Annotated in this window: 14 protein-coding genes; 10 read left to right on the forward strand and 4 right to left on the reverse strand. The window is 62.1% G+C overall.

Going from position 1 to position 15841, the window contains the following annotated elements; genetic code table 11:
* The first annotated feature begins 195 nt into the window (after positions 1-195).
* A complete protein-coding gene (locus HNQ65_RS18770) occupies positions 196-1689 on the forward strand; it encodes a cellulose synthase family protein (RefSeq protein WP_184341822.1) in 1494 nt (497 codons plus the stop codon).
* A gap of 58 nt (positions 1690-1747) precedes the next feature.
* Here HNQ65_RS18770 and HNQ65_RS18775 read toward each other — a convergent pair whose 3' ends face one another.
* Both HNQ65_RS18775 and HNQ65_RS18780 read right to left on the reverse strand, forming a co-directional pair.
* On the reverse strand, positions 1748-2146 hold the full coding sequence (locus HNQ65_RS18775; protein WP_184341824.1) for a PIN domain-containing protein: 399 nt from the start codon (positions 2144-2146) through the stop codon (positions 1748-1750).
* A complete protein-coding gene (locus HNQ65_RS18780) occupies positions 2143-2370 on the reverse strand; it encodes a hypothetical protein (RefSeq protein WP_184341826.1) in 228 nt (75 codons plus the stop codon). Before HNQ65_RS18780 ends, HNQ65_RS18775 begins: the two co-directional genes overlap by 4 nt.
* 103 nt (positions 2371-2473) lie before the next feature.
* On the opposite strand from HNQ65_RS18780, the gene HNQ65_RS18785 reads away from it, so the two are divergent.
* The 9 genes from HNQ65_RS18785 to dtd all read left to right on the forward strand — a co-directional run bounded on the left by HNQ65_RS18785 (position 2474) and on the right by dtd (position 13746).
* Positions 2474-3823 (forward strand): outer membrane protein assembly factor BamB family protein, encoded by a 1350-nt coding sequence (locus HNQ65_RS18785; protein ID WP_184341828.1) that lies wholly within the window; start codon positions 2474-2476, stop codon positions 3821-3823.
* Between the two features lie 309 nt (positions 3824-4132).
* Positions 4133-5161, forward strand: coding sequence for a Gfo/Idh/MocA family protein (locus tag HNQ65_RS18790; RefSeq protein WP_184341830.1), 1029 nt, complete (start codon positions 4133-4135; stop codon positions 5159-5161).
* A gap of 287 nt (positions 5162-5448) precedes the next feature.
* On the forward strand, positions 5449-7158 hold the full coding sequence (locus tag HNQ65_RS18795) for a Do family serine endopeptidase (RefSeq protein ID WP_184341832.1): 1710 nt from the start codon (positions 5449-5451) through the stop codon (positions 7156-7158).
* 179 nt (positions 7159-7337) lie between these two features.
* Positions 7338-8132, forward strand: coding sequence for a TatD family hydrolase (locus HNQ65_RS18800; protein ID WP_184341834.1), 795 nt, complete (start codon positions 7338-7340; stop codon positions 8130-8132).
* A gap of 62 nt (positions 8133-8194) precedes the next feature.
* The gene (gene pyk / locus HNQ65_RS18805; RefSeq protein WP_246438424.1) at positions 8195-9604 is read left to right on the forward strand and encodes a pyruvate kinase; all 1410 of its coding nucleotides are present in this window, start codon (positions 8195-8197) and stop codon (positions 9602-9604) included.
* 52 nt (positions 9605-9656) lie between these two features.
* Positions 9657-10451: a hypothetical protein gene (locus HNQ65_RS18810; protein WP_184341838.1), complete on the forward strand. Its 795-nt coding sequence runs from the start codon at positions 9657-9659 to the stop codon at positions 10449-10451.
* A 661-nt stretch (positions 10452-11112) separates the two neighbouring features.
* On the forward strand, positions 11113-12345 hold the full coding sequence (locus HNQ65_RS18815) for a thymidine phosphorylase (protein ID WP_184341840.1): 1233 nt from the start codon (positions 11113-11115) through the stop codon (positions 12343-12345).
* 21 nt (positions 12346-12366) lie between these two features.
* The gene (locus tag HNQ65_RS18820) at positions 12367-13290 is read left to right on the forward strand and encodes an amidohydrolase family protein (RefSeq protein WP_184341842.1); all 924 of its coding nucleotides are present in this window, start codon (positions 12367-12369) and stop codon (positions 13288-13290) included.
* Between the two features lie 3 nt (positions 13291-13293).
* Positions 13294-13746, forward strand: a complete 453-nt coding sequence (gene dtd, locus HNQ65_RS18825) for a D-aminoacyl-tRNA deacylase (RefSeq protein WP_184341845.1) — start codon at positions 13294-13296, stop codon at positions 13744-13746.
* Between the two features lie 49 nt (positions 13747-13795).
* Here dtd and HNQ65_RS18830 read toward each other — a convergent pair whose 3' ends face one another.
* Together HNQ65_RS18830 and HNQ65_RS18835 are read right to left on the reverse strand one after the other, a co-directional pair.
* Positions 13796-14632 (reverse strand): protein phosphatase 2C domain-containing protein, encoded by an 837-nt coding sequence (locus HNQ65_RS18830; protein WP_184341847.1) that lies wholly within the window; start codon positions 14630-14632, stop codon positions 13796-13798.
* Entirely contained in the window at positions 14629-15732 is a 1104-nt protein-coding gene (locus HNQ65_RS18835) for an aldose epimerase family protein (RefSeq protein ID WP_184342278.1), read from the reverse strand. The genes HNQ65_RS18830 and HNQ65_RS18835 overlap by 4 nt, the downstream gene beginning before the upstream one ends.
* Positions 15733-15841: the final 109 nt, after the last annotated feature.

The raw sequence follows: 15841 nt of genomic DNA on the forward strand, positions 1-15841 counted from the left end.
GGAGAGTTCCCTCCCCCATACTGCGTACCTTCCTTCCGTCACCTGCCTTGATCGCGCCAAGCCTGCCCGCAAATTCATCTTTATAACTACCCCGACCTCAAAAATCCCTCTCCTGCTGGCACCCGAATTGCTGCTTGATTCTTGGTGACTGGTGGAGATTGATGACGCCCCCATGGCCCGCCTCCCCTTCCCGATATGATTGTGTGGGATAACTTTTTCTGGTTTACCAGCTACATCCTCGTCTTCACCGCCCTGTCCGCCTTTGGTGCGCACAGAATCAAGGTGTTATATCACTTCTGGAAGCACCGTGACGACGTGCCCGTGCCTGCCTATGAGTTCAAGGAACTGCCCTTCGTGACGGTGCAGCTGCCCATCTTTAACGAACTCCATGTGGTGGAAAACCTGCTGCGCACCGTCAGCGCCCTGGACTACCCCCGCGACCGCCTGCAGATCCAGGTGCTGGACGATTCCACGGACGAAACCGCCCCCCACGCTGAGAAGCTCTCCGCCGACCTCAAGGCCCAGGGCTTCGACATCGAGTACCGCCACCGCACCAACCGCCACGGCTTCAAAGCCGGTGCGCTGGACGAAGGCATGGCCACCGCCAAGGGCGAGTACATCTGCATCTTTGACGCCGACTTTCAGCCCGCGCCCGACTACCTGAAGCAGGTGATCCACCACTTCTCCAACGAGCGGGTGGGCATGGTGCAGGCCCGCTGGGGGCACCTGAACAAGGACTTCTCCCTCCTCACCAAGCTGCAGGCCCTGTTTCTGGACGGGCACCTGGTGCTGGAGCAGACCGCCCGCAGCCGCCATGGCGAATTCCTCAACTTCAACGGCACCGCCGGCATCTGGCGCCGCAAGGCCATCGAAGACGGCGGCGGCTGGCAGCACGATACACTGACGGAGGATCTGGACCTCAGCTACCGCGCCCAGCTCAGGGGCTGGAAATTCATCTACCTCAAAGACGTTGTCGTGCCCGCCGAGCTGCCTCCGGACATGGACGGCTTCAAGAGCCAGCAGCACCGCTGGACCAAGGGCAGCATCCAGGTGTGCAAAAAGATCCTCATGGACGTCTGGCGCAGCGACATCCCTCTGCGTCTCAAGATCGAGGCCACCTCCCACCTGACCTCAAACTTTGCCTACCTGCTCACGCTTTGCACGCTGGTGCTGATGTATCCGGCGAACTTCGTCATGGGCAGCTCCTGGCACAAGGCGGTGTTTGTGGACGTGCCGGTGTTCTTCTTCGCCTCCCTCAGCGTCGTGATTTTCTACATGACGGCCCAGGGTGCGCAGCAGCGCGGCGGCTGGCTGAAAACCCTGCCCTACGTGCCCATGCTGCTGGCGCTCGGCATCGGCATGAGCATCAACAACGGCAAGGCCGTGCTGGAGGCGCTCATGAACCAGTCCTCGGAATTTGTGCGCACACCGAAGTATGGCGTGGAAAGCAAGGCCCAGGCCGCGAAACAGCGCCCGCTCTACAAAGCCGGCAAATCCATCGCCCTGTGGATCGAAGTCCTGCTCACCGGCTACTTCGGCTGGATGATCGCCCTCGCCGCCCAGCGCGGCCAGTGGGGCAGCATCCCCTTCCTGCTGCTCTTCCTGTTTGGCTTTGGGTATGTGGCAGCCGGCAGTCTGATGAAGCGCTTCTCGATGGCCGCGCTGCAGGCGCAGCCGGTGCGGGCGTGAGGGTGATCATCAGATCATTCCTCGATTACGCCCATCTTCGTTGTTCTACTCTTAACCCTCAAGCCAGCCAGTCCTCGACCTGCAATCCTGGAACACGTGAAAACTCGCCCACGTTGTTCGTCGCCATACTCAGCCCCTGAGACAAGGCGTGCCCAGCGAGCAGCATGTCGTAGGGACCGCACACTTTGCCGATGGACTCGAGATAGGCACGCACCTCTGCCGCCCTAACAGCTGCTGCCTCATCAAACGGCAGCACAGGCACCAGAGACATCAGGCGCATCACTTTGGCGCGCTCACCGACGGGATTCTGGCATTTGAGCACTCCGGTGAGCAACTCAAAGGCCGTCACCGTGGAAATGGCGCAATCCGAGGGCTGGAGCAGTTGCAGCCGCTGCACCGTTTTTTCACGCCCCTTCATCAGGGCGATGCAGATATTGGTATCCAGCAGCACCTTCATGCATCCAGCGGTGCGATGGCGGGCGCTGTCCCCTGAGCCGGACGCTCAAACGCAGCATCATCAATGTGGATCTCTTCGAGGAAGCCCTGCGGCCACGTTTTCTGTACTTCACTATCAAACATGACTATGACACGACAGTGGCGCGAGAACACTTCAGGGACTGGGCTGCCCAGAGTCAGATGCCGGGGATCCTCCAGCACGGCCGCAGATTCAAAGAAGCTCATGCTTTGAAGATGGCGGCTGAAGGCTGGACTTTCAACTGGCTTGATCAGCCCTCCGCATTCCACGCGTAACTTTTCTCCGCGCTCAGGGTTAAGGGATGCCGACATGACTCCGCTTTGCTCCCGCATCCACTCTCGCTCCTACACTTTCCCTCTCGTTCGCTCTCTTGCCTCCGCCTTTGCGCTGGCGGCTCCTGCGCTGCTTTCTGCGGCTACCGCAGGCACAGACTGGCCGCGCTTTCTCGGACCCACGGGGGCGGCGGTGGTGGGCGAATCGAAGATCCCGCTGAAGTGGAGCGACACGGAAAACCTGCTCTGGAAGGCCGCCATGCCCGGCCCGGGCTCCTCCAGCCCCATCGTCTCCGGAGAGCGTGTCTTCGTCACCTGCTGGAGCGGTTATGGCGACAAGGAGGGTGCGAACGACATGCGCCAGCTCACGCGCCACCTCGTGTGCCTGAACCGCGCCGATGGCAAGATCCTATGGGATGCCAAAGTGCCCAGCGCGGCTGCGGAAGATCCATTTCAAGGCTTCATCACCGAGCACGGCTATGCCACGCAGACCCCCGTGACGGATGGCGAGCGCGTGTATGTCTTCTATGGCAAGACCGGGGCTCTAGCCTTTGACCTTCAGGGCAAAAAGCTCTGGCAGACCTCCTGCGGCACCAGCTCCGGCCAGCGCCGCTGGGGCTCAGGCGCCAGCCCCATCCTGCATGGTAATGTGCTCATCGTAAACGCCAGCGATGAATCCCAGCTCCTCTACGGCCTGGACAAGCTGACCGGCAAGGTGCTGTGGAAGGCCGAGGGCGACTACGGCATGGCCTACGGCACGCCCAGCATCCTCAAGCACGACGGCGTGGATGACCTCGTGATCGCCATCCCGCAGGAGCTCTGGGGCATGAATCCCGAAACCGGCAAGCTGCGCTGGTATGCCGCGCACGGTCTGACCGGCAATGTCTCCCCAAGCATTGTTCCCGGAGCTGCGGGGCAGGTGTTTGTCTTTGGCGGCTTCCCCTCCACCCGCAGCGTGGGCATCAGCGTGAAGCCGGGTGCCAAGGGCGATCTCGGCACTTCTGCCGTTCTGTGGGACAGCAGCTCCAGCACCTACGTGCCCACTCCCGTGTACAAAGACGGCTATCTTTATGTCATCAATGATCAGGGCTTCGCCCTGTGCATCGACGCCAAGACCGGCGAAGCCGTTTATCGCGAGCGCGTGACCATGGGCTCGCGCGGTGGTGGCAAGCCCTTCTACGCCTCGCCCGTGCTGCTCGGCGACAAGCTGGTGTGCGTCTCCCGCCGCAACGGCACCTTCATCCTGGCCGCCAGCCCGAAGTACCAACTCCTGGGCACGAACGAATTTGCCAAGGACACCACCTACTTCCACGGCACGCCCGCCGTGAGCGGGGACAGGCTGATCCTGCGCAGCAATCAGGCGGTGTATTGCGTGGGGGGGAAGTGAGGGAGGCTTGCCATGGTTGGCTGTCGTTTGCGATTGTTTGCAGTGGTTTGCCAGAGTGCGAAAACGCGCGCGAGCACAAGCGCATAGAAACGTAGCGACATAGCGACACATACTCGCCTAGAGCTCCGCGCTTGCACAGCTATAGCAAACCATCGCCAACAACCGCAAACCACTGCAAACTCTGCCCACTGCTTTTTCGCACCTGTTTCCGTGCTTTTGTGCTTCTCGGGGGCGGTTTCTCCTACGCAGGGCGTTGGGTGTCCAAAACGGCGGCGAAAGGCCGTGCCGTGCGCGGCGTAGTCCTGCGCCATGATTCGCTCCTTGCTCTTCGCCGTCGGCGCACTCGCGCTTCTCTCCTCCCCAGCCAGCGCCCAGAACATCCGTGCGGGCATCATCGGGCTGGACACCTCCCACGTGCTGGCCTTCACCAAGACGCTGAACACCACGCCGCAGAAGCCGGAGGTCATGGGCGTGCGCCTGGTGGCCGCGTATCCGCAGGGGTCCAAGGACATTCCCTCCAGCACCCAGCGCGTGCCGGAGTACACGGAGAAGGTGAAGGCCATGGGCGTGGAGATCGTGCCCAGCATCCACGACCTGCTGGACAAGGTGGACGTGGTCTTTCTGGAGTCCAATGACGGCCGCGTGCACCTGGAGCAGGTGCTGCCGTGCCTGGAGGCGCACAAGCCCGTCTTCATCGACAAGCCCATCGCCGGCACGCTGGTGGACGCCATCAAGATCCTCGACGCCTCCAAGAAGGCCAGCATCCCGGTCTTCTCGTCATCCTCCCTGCGCTTTGGCAAAGGCACCAAGGCCGTGCGCGGTGGCAGCGTGGGCAAAGTGCAGAAGGCCAATACCACCAGCCCCGCCAGCCTGGAGGAGCACCACCCTGACCTCTTCTGGTACGGCATCCACGGTGTGGAGTCCCTCTTTACCGTCATGGGCACCGGCTGCCAAAGCGTGAAGCGCGGCACCGTGATGGAGGAAGTGACCACCGTGGACAAGGCCACCAAGAAGGAGAGCAAGCAGACCGTCAGCCGCATCACCGTGACCGGCACCTGGGAAGGTGGCCGCACCGGCACCTTTACCGAGTCCAAAGGCTACGGCGGCAAGGCCATTGGCGAGAAAGGCGAGGCCGACATCGGCACCTACGACGGCTATGATCCCCTGCTCTACGCCGCCGTTCACTTCTTCCGCACCGGCGTGGCCCCCGTGACCCCCGAGGAAACCCTGGAGATCTACGCCTTCATGGAAGCCGCCGATGAGAGCAAACGCCGCGGCGGTGCTGAAGTCACGATCAAGGAAGTGATGGACAAGGCCCTGGCCGAGGCGCGGAAGTAAGCCGCCCCTAAGCGCGGAGCGGACATCCATTCCCGCTCCGCCAGCGTTACTCCTGCATCTCCTCAACCCCCCGAGAATTCACTCGTGGGACCTGTGGGTGACGGCCATGAAAAAACATTCTGTTATGCGCAACAAGATCGCTGCCGTGGGTTTTTCCTGCCAGCCATCGCCATGAAAGAGCCCCTTTCTTTCCGACGGAATTGTTCAACATTACCCGGTATCCCCCGTCTGAAAGCACTGCGGCACGTCCGCAGTGCCAGCCCCAAAAACCAACCTCCGCACCACTCATGAAGACTCATCCCCGCTTCTGTATCGCGTTCACCTGTGCCGGTGTGCTGGCCGCAGGCCTCTCCGGCCTCCAAGCCCAGCAGGCAGTGGCACCGCTCCCTCCGACCGAGAAGGCTGTGTCAACGCCCACGCTGATGCCGCCTGCGGACCAAAAGGGACAGCCGCCCTCGGAGTTTTCCGGCAAAATCCTCAAGGACAACAGCCCCCTGCCCAATAACGGGCAGCTGCAGATGAGCTACGCCAGCGTGGTGGACAAGATCCTGCCCAGCGTGGTGACCATCTACTCCTCCACCCCCATCAAGACCCCGGGCGTGGACCAGATCCCGCCGCAGCTGCGCCCCTTCTTTTACCGCTTCTTTGGCGGCCCGGACGGTTTTGGCGGCATGAATGAGGACGATGAGCCCGCGCCGAATCCCAACCCGCGCCGCCGTGGCCAGCCGCAGCAGCCCCAGCGCCCGCAGATCCCCCAGGATGACGACGCCCACCAGGAGCGCGGTGTCGGCTCCGGCATGATCGTGACGCAAGACGGCTACATCATCACCAACAACCACGTGGTGGCCGACGCCAAAAAGATCGAGGTTTCCCTGGATGAAAACGGCGCCACCAAGACCTACAAGGCCGAGGTGATAGGCACCGATCCGCTGACAGACGTGGCGCTGATCAAGATCGACGCCAAGGGCCTCAAGCCCGCCACGCTGGGAGACAGCTCCAAGCTGCGCGTGGGAGACATCGTGCTGGCAGCCGGTGCGCCCATGGAGCTCAGCCGCTCCGTGACGCAGGGCATCGTCAGCGCCCTGGGCCGCAGCAATGAGGGCATCGTGGGCAAGAACAACGGCCGCACCCGCGTGCAGGGCTATGAGGACTTCATCCAGACGGATGCCTCCATCAATCCCGGCAACTCCGGCGGCCCGCTGGTGGACGGCATGGGCCGTGTGGTGGGCATCAGCACCGCCATTCTCTCCCGCAGCGGCATGAATGCCGGCATCGGCTTTGCCATCCCGATCAACATGGCCCTCAACATCGTCGAGGACCTGCTGGACGACGGCGCAGTGCAGCGCGGCTTTCTCGGCGTGCAGATCGCCGACTTGGACGCAGCCCTGGCCGAGCGCCTTGGCATCAAGGAGCAGGGCGGCGCTGTCGTGATGATGGTGGGCTCGGAATCTCCTGCCGAAAAAGCCGGTGTGCAGCTGGAGGACGTCATCGTCTCCATCAACAACCAGAGGGTGGACAACAGCAGCCGCCTGCGACTCATCGTCAGCAGTGCCAAGCCCGGATCGCAGATCCCCATCGAGGTGATGCGCGGCGGCAAGAAGATCACTCTCACCGCCACCCTGGAGGCCCTGCCAGAGGAGGCCCTCTCTGAAAACGGCGGCAGCCGCATGCTGCCCCGCCCCGGCCAGGGCGGCCCGGCCAAGGACAACATCGGCGAGCTCGTCACCGGCGTGACCGTGCAGACTCTGACCCCCGCCCTGCGCGAGCGCCACGACGTACCCGCCAGCGTCAGCGGCGTCATCGTCACCAAGCTGGAGCCCGACAGCCGCGCCGCCGCCATGGGTGTGGCGGAGAACGACGTGATCACCCACGTGAACCGCAAGCCCGTGGCCAATGCCGCCGAGGCCCGCGCCCTGGCGAAGAACAGCGAAAACACCGTGCTGCTGCGCGTGTGGAGCAAGGGAGACACCAAGCTCCTCATGGTGCCCAACAACTGAGGCGCGACTGATTCAAACGCCCGCGTGTGCTCCACAGCATGCGCGGGCTTTTTTGTTTAGAGCAGTCTTGCTATGCCGCTGCAATTAAAGCGCGTCCGCATCAACGCCCGTTTGCGAATGTCCGGATGCATGGCTGTTTGCGCCAGCCCTCCCCAGTTGCGGCGCAACTGGGCTGCTTTATGCTCTACGACGCCCACAATCACCTGCAGGACGACCGCCTTGAACCATGGCGGGCGGAGATCATTGCAGGCATGCCGCAGACCGGGCTGGCGGAGATGATCGTGAATGGCTCCTGCGAGGAGGACTGGCCCGCTGTGGCGGAGCTGGCGCGCCAGCACTCGTGGGTGCGCCCGGCCTTTGGATTGCACCCGTGGTATGTCAAAGAGCGCACACCTGAATGGGCCACCACATTGCGGCATTTTCTGGTATCCCACCCCAAAGCTGTGGTGGGAGAGATCGGCCTGGACCGCTGGATCGAGAACCCGGACATCGAGGCCCAGCTCGACTGTCTGCGCACGCAGCTGGCCCTGGCCGTGGAGCTGGACCGCCCCGCCATCATCCACTGCCTGCGCGCCTTTGGCCTGCTGGAGGAGACGCTGCGCAGCACCCCGCTGCCACGCCGTGGATTCCTGCTGCACTCCTACGGCGGCCCTGCGGAGATGATTCCGAGCTTTGTCAAAATGGGCGCCTACTTCTCCCTCAGTCCCTACTTTGGGCACTCGCGCAAAGCCGCGCAATTGGAGACCTTCGCCAAGGTTCCCCTGGACCGCCTTCTTGCCGAAACCGACGCCCCCGACATGTGGCCGCCGGACGAGCTCAACCCCCATCCGCTGCACACAGCTAATGGCAAGGCGCTGAATCATCCGGCCAACCTGCGCGTGAGCTACGAGCTGCTGGCCAGGGTTCGGGGGATGGGTGTGGATGAATTGCAAGGAATCATCTCAACGAATTACAACGCACTCTTTGCCTTCTAAGTGTTGCGCGGCAGCAAGACAGGGCCAACGCTGGCCCGTCACCTGCTCTCAATATGCCAACCATGCGCAAAACCAAAATCCTCTGCACTCTCGGGCCTGCCACGGAGAGTCCTGAAGTCCTGGCTAATCTAATCGCGAAAGGAGCGGATGTGATCCGCCTGAACATGAGCCATGCCTCGCATGACTGGGTGCGCACCGTCTATGGCCGCGTGCGGGAGGCCGCCGCCGCCTCCAAGCGGGAGATCGCCGTGCTCATGGACCTGACCGGCCCGAGCATACGCACCGGAGATGTGGAGCAGCCCTGGCAGCTGCAGGTGGGAGACACTGTGGAGTTTCGCTGCAAGCCGGAGGCCCCCGCCACCACCAAGTATTCCGTCACTGTGAACTACCCGGAGCTGGGCAAGGACCTCAAAATCGGCGACACCATCATGGTCGATGGAGGCATGATTCAGGTGAAGGCCACCGAAGTCTCCACCGTGCGCGTCATCGGCACCGTGATGACGAAAGGCGAGATGAAATCCCGCCGCCATATCAATCTGCCCGGCGTACCGGTGCGCCTGCCCCCGCTCACGCAAAAGGACTACGCAGACCTCGACCTCGGGGTGGAGTTGGGCGTGGATTTCTTTGCCCTCAGCTTTGCGCGGGAGCCCGGCCACCTGCAGCACCTGCAGCTTCTGCTGGAGCAGAAACAGAGCAAGGCGCGCGTCATCGCCAAAATCGAGAACCAGCAGGCCATCGACAACATCGACGCGCTGGTGGAGGCATCTGGAGGCATCATGATCGCCCGCGGGGATCTCGGCAGCGAGTGCCCCATTGAAGACCTGCCGCTGATCCAGCGCCAGATCGTGGAGCGCTGCTCCTACCACGGCCGAAAGGTCATCGTGGCCACGCAGATGCTTGAGAGCATGATCGAAAACCCCGTGCCAACCCGCGCGGAAGTCACGGATATTTTCAATGCCGTGATCGAGCAGGTGGACTGCGTAATGCTCAGCGGCGAAACCAGCGTAGGCCGCTATCCTGAGAAGTGCGTGGAGGTGCTGGACACCGTCATCAGCCGCATCGAGCAAAAGTATCCCTCCGGACGCTTTGCCAGTGATGCCCCGCTGAAGACCAACAAGCACAAGACCGTGAAGGCCGCCATCACACTGGCCAACAGCATTCCCGGCAGCAAGCTGCTCGTCTTCACCATCCGTGGCGTCATGGCGCATCTGCTGGCGCATCAGCGTCCGGAGTTTGCGCCCATCTTTGCCTTTACACCCAACCTGCACGTGAGCCGCACACTTGTCACGGCACGCGGGGTAAACCCCTTTGTGCTGCAGTTTGCCGAAGGCGACCCTGAGGCGGCCATCCGCAACGCGCTGGAACTCCTGCGTCGTGAAAAACTCATCAAGCATGGAGACCCTCTGGTCATCCTCAGTGATGCGCTATATGACGGCATCAATGTGGATGCCATCCTGCTGCGGGAGGCTTGAAAGCACGCCACATTTCGGGCAAAATAGGGCTCAGCCCTACTTTCTCGCGGCCATGCGCTTTCTCTGCCTGCTCTTACTATCGTTCGTCACAGCACCTTTGGCTGCTGCGGAGAACCGCGTGTTTGTCAGCCTCGCGGGCTCGCTGCTGGAGGCGGAGATCACCGCTGTCTCCGGTGACAGCGTGACGCTGAAACGCGCCGACGATCAGCAGACTCTCACCGTCAGCCGCAAGACACTCTGCAAGGAGGACAACGCGTACATTTCCCGCTGGCAGGAGCAGCATGGGACCACTCCGGCCACAGCAGCAGCACCACCGGCTCCTGCGCCAGCTCCGGCAGCGGCTCCATCGCAGAAATACCGGCTGGTCTGCCAGACGCTGCCAGCCAAGAACACGCGGGGCGCATCCGACGGCGACCTGCGAACCGTGGAGGTCACTTACACTTTCAACCTCAGCAACCAGGAGGTGCGGCGCGACCTGGAAAATGCCCGCGGCACCGCCATCACTCTGGCCCGAAACCTCAGCGATTCCGACGATCATTTGATCGTGCTGCAGAAAGTGAACTTTGAGATAAACATCCGCGCACAGTCAAAAATGGTCTATACCACGCCACCTGTGCATCTTACGTACAGCCAGGATCCCAGCGACCGCTATGGTGTCAAAACTCACGGCTATGTCTTCATCATCCAGGATGCTGCCGGAAACATGATTCATGTGGAGGCCAGCCCCGACGCCAACGCCCGCTACACCAAGGAGATTCTGGCTTTGGACAAAGTGCCCTGCGTTGTGAATCGCGAATTCCGTGTGCAGACCGGGAGCACCTTGCCGCTCTACAACATCAGATTCTAATTACGCCTGCCTATCCATGAGCCCATGGCTTTCGCAGCTATGCGAGACACCCATGGCATCATTCAGGCAGCACCTGCTAGCACAAGGTGCAGCACTACCATGAAGGCTTGAACAACCACTTCGCGAAAGAAAACCGCGACTTTCAGCATGGCGACCTCACGGCGGGTCATTCGACCTGTTCTCGAAAAGATTGTCCGAGTGAACCAGCGAGCGCATCGGCCGCAGTGGAAAGGCGGGAGCGCCACCTGGTATTTGAAGATACCAGGCAAGCGACTAACGCAGTCGATGGGGCCCCTGCACCGCTATGGCAATGTGACTGGCTTTTCGAGAACAGATCTACACCCTGATGCGATAAAAACAGGTCTGAAGGTGGAGACGCGAGAATGCAGGGAGATGCGAAAGCGTGAGGGATCGGGACGATCCCTCTACGCCAGAGGCCGGGAGCATGGGATGCTGGCTTCCACCCATGAGACCCGTTTTCTGCTGTGCGTGGTATGACACTGATGGCACCTGCCAGAGCAGGAGCTAGAACGAGCACTGACGCAGTACAATCCGCGCTGAGAAACCACGTAAAGCATGGACACAGCGGAACCCAGTTGCAGCATACCAACAAAACCACTCCGGCATTGCCAAACAGGCAGGCCGGAAGCAAGCATGCTCCATGCACATTCCGACCCTCATCGAGCACAAGCGCGACGGCGGCGTTCTTTCCTCCGGAGACATCCGCCATGTGATCGACGCCTTCACTCGCGGAGACATGCCGGAGTACCAGATGAGCGCGCTGGCCATGGCCATCTACTTCCGCGGCATGACGCCGGAGGAGACCGCCGCGCTGACGGAGGCCATGCTGCACAGCGGCACCATGCTGCTGTGGAATGACCATGACCCCATGCGTGTGGACAAGCACAGCACCGGCGGCATCGGCGACAAGACCTCCCTCATTCTCGCGCCGCTGCTGGCCTGTGACAACGTCTGGGTGCCCATGATCTCCGGCCGGGGCCTCGGCATCACCGGCGGCACGCTGGACAAGCTGGAGAGCATCCCCGGCTTCCGCACGCAGCTCAACGAGGTGGAGATTCACAACGTGATCGACCGCATCGGCTGCGTGATGGTGGGGCAGACCGCCGGCATCTGCCCGGCGGACAAGAAGCTCTACGCCCTGCGGGATGTGACCGGCACGGTGCCAAGCATTCCGCTCATCACCGCCAGCATCATGAGCAAGAAGCTGGCCGAGGGTCTCAACCGCCTGGTGCTGGATGTGAAGTGGGGCAGCGGCGCCTTCATGAAAACGGAGGCGGACGCCCATCATCTGGCCCAGAGCCTCGTGACCGTGGGCCAGGCCATGGGAGTGCGCTCCAGCGTTCGCCTTAGCGCCATGAATGAGCCCACCGGAGAGTCCGCCGGCAATGCGCTGGAGGTGGCCGAATGCGTGCGCTGCTTGAAGGGCGAAGGCCCGCAGGACCTGGAGGACATCGTGCTGGATCTGGCCTCCGCCGTTTCCATCTCCCCCCGCGCCGAACTGCGCGCCATGCTGCACCGGGGTGAAGCGTGGCTGAAGTTTCAAAAGATGGTGCAGGCCCAGGGCGGCAATGTGGAGACACTGGAAAAGATGACCTCCGTGCATCGTGCCCCCTTCATCGGCGAACTCAAGGCCACTGCCAGCGGCACACTGACAAAGATGGATGCAGGAGGCATCGGCCAGGCCGTGCTGGAGCTGGGGGCCGGACGCTCCAAGGCCGCCGATCCTATCGACTACGCCGTGGGCTGCGACCAGATCGCCAAGACCGGCACGCAGGTGCAGGCGGGCGATGTGCTGCTGCGCGTGCACGCGCGGACGAAAGGCGCACTCTTCCGCACGCTCGATCTTTTGCCGCACAGTATTGAGATCGTGTGACGTTTGTTCACCCATCTCCGCATGAACCGCCGTCGTTTTCTCCAGACCACCGCTGCCGCTGCCTTGCTGCATGAATCTGCGCCGGCCGCAGCGCCAGCCACGCGCATCGTCGACACGCACACTCATTTCTATGATCCCTCGCGGCCAGGTGGCGTGCCATGGCCTGGCAAAGGATCACCACTCTACCGCACCGTGCTGCCTGCCGACTGGCTGGCTGTGGCTGCACCGCATGGCGTGAAGGAAACCGTCGTGGTCGAAGCCAGCCCGCTGGTGGAGGACAACCAGTGGATATTCGATCTGGCCGCGAAGGAGAAGAGCATCGTGGGCTTTGTGGGGCATCTCGATCCGGGCGATGCATTCGCTGACCATCTGAAGCGCTTTGCCGCCAATCCCATCTTTCGTGGTGTGCGCTGGAGTGGCACACATTTGCAGGACACGACAAAGCAGAATGCTGTGCTGGCTGGTGCCAAGGCATTGGCTGAGCATGGCCTGGAGCTGGACCTCAATGGCGGCCCCACCTATCTGCCACATGCCGCCAAGCTGGCCACTGATGTGACGGACCTGCGCATCGTCATCAATCACCTCGGAGCCTCCGGCGATCCTCAGTCTCTGCGCCCCGAGTGGAAGGAAAACATCCGTGCCGTGGCCAAGCTGCCGAACGTCCTCATGAAAGTCTCCGCGCTGGTGGAACAGGTGAAATGTGAGTACGGCAAGGCTCCGCAGGATACCGCCTACTACCTCCCCATTCTCGATCATCTCTGGGAATCCTTCGGCCCCGACCGCCTCATCTACGGCAGCGACTGGCCCGTCTCCGACAAAGGCGCATCCTATGATGTCGTCTTCAAGGTCGTGGACGAGTTCTTCCGCAGCAAGGGCAGCGAGGCATGTGAAAAGTATTTCTGGAAGAACTCGCTGGCGGCGTATCGGTGGATTGAACGTCAATAACCCATGCGCCTCGTACTCCAACGCGTCTCCTCTGCTTCCGTCACTGTGGATGGCAGCATCACCGGCCAGATTGGCACCGGGTTCATGATCCTGGCCGGGATTGAAGGCGAGGACACACTCGATGACCTGACCTGGCTGGTGCAAAAGGTGACGCAGATGCGGGTCTTTGGCGATGCGGAGGGAAAGATGAACCTCAGTGTGAAAGACGTGGGCGGCGATCTGCTGGTGGTGAGCCAGTTCACGCTGCATGCCAGCACCAAGAAAGGAAACCGCCCCAGCTTCATCCGCGCGGCGCGGCCGGAGATTGCTATCCCGCTCTACGAGCAGTTTCTCGCCCTGCTGGAGACGGAGATGGGCAGACCGGTGGCACGTGGCATCTTCGGAGCGGACATGAAGGTGGCGCTGGTGAATGACGGCCCTGTAACCATCTGCATCGACTCAAGGGCAAGGGAGTAAGCCAGGAGATGGCACGAAGGCGCGCCACTTCCTCAAGTTCCTTTCACTCCTAGCTGATCTTCACCACACCCACCGTCGTGTTGTCCTGGCGGTCGTTGTTGATGCGGCGGATGGCAAAGATGATGGCGTCGGAGATCTTGTCGGCCGTGGTGTGCTTGCCAAAGCTGAGCAGCTCCTCCAGCGCCTTGTGAGTGAGGGTAAAGATGCCGTCGCTGGCGGCGATGACGATGTCTCCTTTTTTCAGCACCAGCGGCTCCGGCGGGGCGTCGATGAGGGCCAGCGGCATGCCCATGAGGGCGGCCTGCAGCGTGTGGCGGTCGGGGTGGTTTTCCGCCTCCTCGCGGGTGATCTCTCCGCGTGCGGCGCGGGCGTCGATGATGGGGGAAAGGCTGTGGTCCGCATTCAGGCGGATGAGCTCGCCATCGCGGAAGAGGAAGAGCGGGGAATCCCCCACACTGATCCACTCCAAGGTTTTGGGGGTGATGAGCACGCCCACCATCGTGGTACCCATGGGCGGGGCCACGCTGGGCATGCGGCTGGTGATGAAGCCTAGCGTCTCATTCGCCACCTCCACGGCGTGGCGGAGCTTCCAGGAGTTGGGACCGTCCTGCTCGTGGTAGGCACGGACAAAGGCGTTCACCCCGATGTAGCTGGCCACGCTGCCACCGGCATGCGCGCCGAGGCCGTCTCCCACCACCAGAAGCAGGCGCTCCAGGCTGCGCTCCTCGGGCTCCGCCGCATCGGCAAAGGCATAGTAGTCCTCCTGATTGTCCCGGCGGCCGCGGTACTGCCGGGCGGCAAAGTCCTGCTCCTGGATGAAAGCAGGGGGCTGGGTTTCAAGCAGGGGGACGCGATCGGTCAGGACGGTGGTGGTGGGGGCGCTCACTCGGCAGAAAACTGGTAAATCGTGGTGCTCTGAAAGGTTTCGCCCGGACGCAGGGTCGTGCCGGGGAAGCTGGGATGATTCGGGCTATCGGGATAATGCTGCGTTTCCAGGCAGAAACCATGCCGCTTTGCATAAATATGCCCACCCTTGCCCGGCACGCCATTGAGATGATTGCCGGTGTAGAGCTGCACCCCGGGCTCCGTGGTGCGCACGGTCATCACGCGACCGCTGGCGGTGTCTTTGACGATGGCTGCCAGCTTCAGGCCGCTGCCCTGGAGGACGTAGTTATGGTCGTAGCCGATGCCCTGCACGAGAGGCTTGAAGTCCGCGCCGATGCGCTCGCCGATGGCATGCGGAGTGGTGAAGTCCAACGGCGTGCCCTTGATGCTGGCGATCTCGCCGGTGGGAATGAGGTCATCGTCCGTGGCGGTGATCTGTTCGGTGGGAATCGTCAGCTGGTGGCCGAGGATGTCGCCGCTGCCTTCGCCGGAGAGGTTGAAGTAGGCGTGGTTGGTCAGGTTCAGCACAGTGGCCTTGTCCGCGGTGGCCGCGTAGTCGATCTTCAGGCCGTTGTCAGGCGTGAGGGTGTAGGTCACGGTGCACTTCAGGGTGCCGGGGTAGCCTTCCTCGCCATCGGGGCTGGTGTAGCTGAGTTCCACCCCATCCTTAACCGCCTTGGCGGCCCAGAGTTTCTTGTCAAAGCCTGCCTTGCCGCCGTGAAGCTGGTGTTTGCCAGAGTTGGCCGTTACGGAGTATTCCACGCCATCGAGGGTGAACTTTGCCCCGCCGATGCGGTTGGCGTAGCGACCGGTAATACAGCCAAAAAAGGGGTTCTTGCCGAGGTAGCCGTCCAGGCTGTCAAAGCCCAGCGTCACATCCGCGAGAGCTCCTTTTTTATCCGGCGCCTTCAGCGTGACGATGTAGCCGCCCCAGGTGCAAATTTGCGCTTCCAGACCGCCGGTGTTTTTCAGCGTGAAGAGCTGGACCTCCTCGCCCGCCGGTGTTTTACCCCAGGTTCGGGATTCCACGCTGGCGGCAGATGACAGACCGGAAATGGACATGAGGAGCAGGAAAAGGCTGGGCAGCGCGTGGCGGCGCATGGCGGGGTTGGTGGGAAAGAGGTTGGGGCGGAGTTTGCCGTTTTCGCCAGCGTTAGGCAAGAAAGGATTCCAGCCGCCTTGCTGAAGTTTCTGGCCAGCCCCGCATGAT

This window comes from Prosthecobacter vanneervenii (assembly GCF_014203095.1).
GTDB lineage: Bacteria > Verrucomicrobiota > Verrucomicrobiia > Verrucomicrobiales > Verrucomicrobiaceae > Prosthecobacter > Prosthecobacter vanneervenii.

Bases quoted from the DNA above. Each gene is read 5' to 3' on its own strand.
- HNQ65_RS18775 (WP_184341824.1), bottom strand. From the start codon at position 2,146: ATGAAGGTGCTGCTGGATACCAATATCTGCATCGCCCTGATGAAGGGG.
- HNQ65_RS18790 (WP_184341830.1), top strand. From the start codon at position 4,133: ATGATTCGCTCCTTGCTCTTCGCCGTCGGCGCACTCGCGCTTCTCTCC.
- HNQ65_RS18800 (WP_184341834.1), top strand. From the start codon at position 7,338: ATGCTCTACGACGCCCACAATCACCTGCAGGACGACCGCCTTGAACCA.
- HNQ65_RS18770 (WP_184341822.1), top strand. From the start codon at position 196: ATGATTGTGTGGGATAACTTTTTCTGGTTTACCAGCTACATCCTCGTC.
- HNQ65_RS18795 (WP_184341832.1), top strand. From the start codon at position 5,449: ATGAAGACTCATCCCCGCTTCTGTATCGCGTTCACCTGTGCCGGTGTG.
- HNQ65_RS18810 (WP_184341838.1), top strand. From the start codon at position 9,657: ATGCGCTTTCTCTGCCTGCTCTTACTATCGTTCGTCACAGCACCTTTG.
- HNQ65_RS18815 (WP_184341840.1), top strand. From the start codon at position 11,113: ATGCACATTCCGACCCTCATCGAGCACAAGCGCGACGGCGGCGTTCTT.
- HNQ65_RS18780 (WP_184341826.1), bottom strand. From the start codon at position 2,370: ATGAGCTTCTTTGAATCTGCGGCCGTGCTGGAGGATCCCCGGCATCTG.
- dtd (WP_184341845.1), top strand. From the start codon at position 13,294: ATGCGCCTCGTACTCCAACGCGTCTCCTCTGCTTCCGTCACTGTGGAT.
- pyk (WP_246438424.1), top strand. From the start codon at position 8,195: ATGCGCAAAACCAAAATCCTCTGCACTCTCGGGCCTGCCACGGAGAGT.
- HNQ65_RS18785 (WP_184341828.1), top strand. From the start codon at position 2,474: ATGACTCCGCTTTGCTCCCGCATCCACTCTCGCTCCTACACTTTCCCT.
- HNQ65_RS18820 (WP_184341842.1), top strand. From the start codon at position 12,367: ATGAACCGCCGTCGTTTTCTCCAGACCACCGCTGCCGCTGCCTTGCTG.
- HNQ65_RS18835 (WP_184342278.1), bottom strand. From the start codon at position 15,732: ATGCGCCGCCACGCGCTGCCCAGCCTTTTCCTGCTCCTCATGTCCATT.